At 41.3% G+C, this 3,797-nt stretch carries 3 protein-coding genes; 1 reads left to right on the top strand and 2 read right to left on the bottom strand.

Translation table 11 applies throughout. From position 1 onward, the window contains the following. The coding region (locus LHW48_07500; GenBank protein MCB5260300.1) for a TonB-dependent receptor at positions 1–2,255 on the bottom strand (2,255 nt) is incomplete at its 3' end. Further along, positions 2,248–2,502 carry a CopG family transcriptional regulator gene (locus LHW48_07495; protein ID MCB5260299.1) on the bottom strand — a complete coding sequence of 85 codons (255 nt, stop codon included), beginning with the start codon at positions 2,500–2,502 and terminating at the stop codon, positions 2,248–2,250. The genes LHW48_07495 and LHW48_07500, both read right to left, overlap by 8 nt. 329 nt (positions 2,503–2,831) lie before the next feature. Between LHW48_07495 and LHW48_07490 the strand changes: the two genes are divergently transcribed. Next, a complete protein-coding gene (locus LHW48_07490) occupies positions 2,832–3,665 on the top strand; it encodes an ABC transporter substrate-binding protein (GenBank protein MCB5260298.1) in 834 nt (277 codons plus the stop codon). The last annotated feature ends 132 nt before the right edge of the window (positions 3,666–3,797 follow it).

Genomic DNA, 3,797 nt, shown 5'->3' with positions numbered 1-3,797 from the left:
TCTATTCTATGATAACCATCGGTTGCAGTTTCTCCTTCGGCGATTTTATCTTGCTTGCTTGCGCCCATAATAGTTGTCTCAATAGTCCCAATTTTATCAATATTGTAACGCAAACCAAATTGCCCCCTAAGGGGTGGAATTTGAGGTAGATTTTCATCTGCTTCGGTATCTTTTCCTCTAACGTATGCACCTGAACCAAATATTACCAACCCTTTGGTAGCTTTGTACTGAAATTTAATGTCTGTTCCGTAAAGCATGGCCGAACTAACATTAGCGTTTACCAATGCGGGGAGAGTATCTGTAGTACCCGCTAAGGGTCCGGTTGTTGTGGTGTATATGTATTCGCCTGGAGTTTCAACAATCATATTATTTATCCAGTTGGCAAAAATATCAACCTGCATGGTGAAGTTTTGTTTCCAAATTCTTACTCCCAGGTCAGTGGCGTAACCACTTTCAGATTTAAGCGTTGGGTCGCCAAGGAGAACAAGATTACCTAAGTCAATAAACTTAAAACTCTCCTCAAGCGATGGCGCTCTGAATGAACGGGCAAAACTTGCTGAGAGATCTATCTCTTTTAAAACTCTGTAAAGCAGTCCAGCATTGGCACTCCACGAGAACAGATTTTGCTTGCCCGCTTCGAACGTAACACGCTGGTTGGGTGGAGAATCATTACGTTCACCATTTACTATCAAATAATCAATATCGAAATTCTCCTCATTTTCAGTTTGAATTCCATCGGCTCTACCACCTATTATTAGGGTGAGTTTATCATCCAGTAGGCGGCTCTCATCCTGTACAAATATTCCTGCTGTTCCAAAAGTAGATTTTGGCGTTGGGGTTTCGCCTCGTACCAAATTATTGGTAACCATTAGGTCGCCGGCAGGATTAAAAACTTCAACAGTAATGTATTTTTCTCTTTCGGTGTAGAGTTCTCGTGCCCAAGCATCAATACCCGCAATAAAGGTGTTGTTTTCATAAAAATCCCATCTGCCTTGTAGCTGTAGCCCATTGGTTTGATGCTCACCAGTGGGAGTGAAGTACTGAGGACTAACTTTTTGTATGCCGCCTGTAGGTGTGGGGCTCTCTGTAACGGTATTGGGATATAGTAGCACATCGCGAAGAATATACTGGTTAAAGTAGCTTAGCTTCAGCGACGAGAACGTGCTGGTAATGTCTGTTATTTCGTAGCTAGCAGAGAATAGTTGGCGTCCAATATCGGTGTATGTTGCTGTGGCAGGACCTGGAAAGGTGCTTCCACCCGGTATTCCCACATCGTTTGCCCAGTATCGCTGATATTGAGCCCTCAGAGTGTGATTCTTAAAAGGTTTAAAACCTGCCCGTGCTGCTATATTATTGGATCTGAACTGGCTGTTGGGAATTTCTCCCTCAGGTGTTTTGATATTTTGCGCATCGCTATACGTACCATTTACCTTTAGATACCATCTGTCGGCTCCGGTATTAATATTTGCGTAGCCCGAGTAGCCACTGTTTGCTGAAGTATATCCGGCAATAATATTTCCCGAAAGATGAGGCTCGCTCGAGAAGTATCCATCCTTAGTTATGATGTTAATAATTCCGCCCATTGCCCCTGTGCCGTAGAGTGCCGATTGCGCACCTTTAACCACTTCAACTCGCTCAACATCATTCAGATCAACCATTGAGAGCGATGCGGTGAGGTCGGTTGCTGTCTCAACCCTAAAGCCGTCAACCAGCGTAACCAATCTGTTTTCGCCCAAACCGCGTATATTAATGTTTGTTGCCCAAACGCCATCGCTACCCATTGCAATGCCCGGCTCGTTGGATAGCACGTTCGAAAGTGAAATGGCCGACTGCTGCTGGAAATCCTGTTTTCCAACCACGGCAAGTGGTGTTGGCAGTTGCTTAATGGTGCGGTTTATCCTAAAACTTGATACCACAACCTCGCCTAACGGGATGGGCTGTGGTGTGAGCGTAAAGGTAAGTTTTGAATTTCTGGCAACGTTAACCGTTTGTTGCGCTGGTGCATAACCTATTATACTTAGGTTAATTGTGTAGCTGTCGGCAGGCAGGTTGAATAGGAATTTGCCATTCACGTTGGTAACGGCAAAAAAATCTTTTCCCTTAGCATTAGTTGAGATAGCCTGTACGGCAACACCCTCTAATGTTTCCTGCGAAATGGAGTCGATTACAACTCCTTGCAAATGAAAGTCCTGTGAATTAACATTGTGCGATATTACCAATGCACATATCAGGACCAGTAACCATGTTCTATTCATTTTGTATGTTCTTTAAAAGTACTGATTTAACTTGAATGCCTTTTAATCGGCCTAATTGGCCGGTTAACGAACCAATTTCATCGGTGGTACCTTCAAGAACAAGCGAAATAACACTTTGGGCAGTGCTGCGAGGGAGCCCTTGGCGTCCAATAATAATTTGGGAATGTTTCGAAATGATGTCGTTGAGAAGCTTTATGTTTTCACGGCTTTCAATAAGAATAAGTGCAGTTCCAACTCTCTTTTCCATCAGAATACCTCCGGATTAGATTGATTATTGATTTTTTTTTATACCTTGATTCGGAATAAATTCCTCCTCTCAGTTATAACAACAGTTACAATTGTTATTTATTTAACAAAGATATGCTTAATTTATTTTATTACAAAATGTTTATGAACATAAATTAGTCTGTAAATTGATATGAATTGATTAGTTTTGTATTTTATAAGAACATGTTAATGAGAATTATATTTCCACTACTACTCGCTGTTAATCTAATCTTTTTTGGTTGTCAACATCAACCAAAGCAGACTGATACCATTACCATTGCCACTTTAAAAGGTCCATCAGCAATGGGAATGATAAAGTTTATTGATAGTTTAAGCACGGTAAGCGATAGCCATATTAAAGTTGAAATCCTCAACGAGCCCATCCAGATTCGTAAAATGGTAATTGATGGAACTGCTGATTTTGCCATTCTTCCCACCACAATGGCAGCCATACTATATAATAAAGGAATTGATTATAGGCTCTTAGCTATTCCGGTTTGGGGAACTTTATATCTTTTTGGTAACGATACATCCATAACCCAATGGGAACATTTAAGGGGAAAAAGAATAAACGTTATGGCGAAGGGTATGACTCCCGATGTGCTTTTTCGGTACCTGTTAATGCAGCATGGATTGGATCCGGATAATGATGTTACGCTCGATTACAGTTTCCCTACCCATATTGATTTGGCCAATGCGGTGGCAGCCGAGCAGGCAAAATTAGGGGTAATATCGGAACCATTGGTTAGCCTTGTAATGCAGCGTAATACCAAGGTTAAATCAATTTTCGATTTGAATGCCGAGTGGAATAAGGTTTTGGATATACCCATTGCGCAAACGGCATTTATAGTTAAGGGCGAACTAACTAAAAATAGTAAAGAACTCGTTGAAAAGGTTATGCAGAGCTATCACTATTCAACCCAATGGGTTAATCAGTATCCCGATAGCGCGGCAAATCTTATAGTGAAGTATAATATATTGCCTAATAATCAGGTGGCTGCAAATGCTATTCCGCGGTCGAACCTACATTTTGTTAGGGCAAATACCATAAGCGCACAGATTGATTCGTACCTGAATATTTTTTACCAAATGAGCCCTGATATAATAGGAGGGAAGTTGCCAGATGAAAATTTCTACCAATAGATATAAACTCATAAGCTTTGCAGCGGTGATTATTTTGCTCTTTCTGTGGAAAGGGTTGGCACTGTATTTCGATTCCGACTTTATTTTGCCCCACCCTGAGAGAACGTTAGTAAAAACCCTTACCCTTTTTGG

This window comes from Candidatus Cloacimonadota bacterium (genome assembly GCA_020532355.1).
Classification (GTDB): Bacteria; Cloacimonadota; Cloacimonadia; order Cloacimonadales; family Cloacimonadaceae; genus UBA5456.
This window is presented reverse-complemented; position numbering and strand designations above follow the sequence as displayed.

Bases quoted from the DNA above. Each gene is read 5' to 3' on its own strand.
- LHW48_07495 (MCB5260299.1), bottom strand. From the start codon at position 2,502: ATGGAAAAGAGAGTTGGAACTGCACTTATTCTTATTGAAAGCCGTGAA.
- LHW48_07490 (MCB5260298.1), top strand. From the start codon at position 2,832: ATGATAAAGTTTATTGATAGTTTAAGCACGGTAAGCGATAGCCATATT.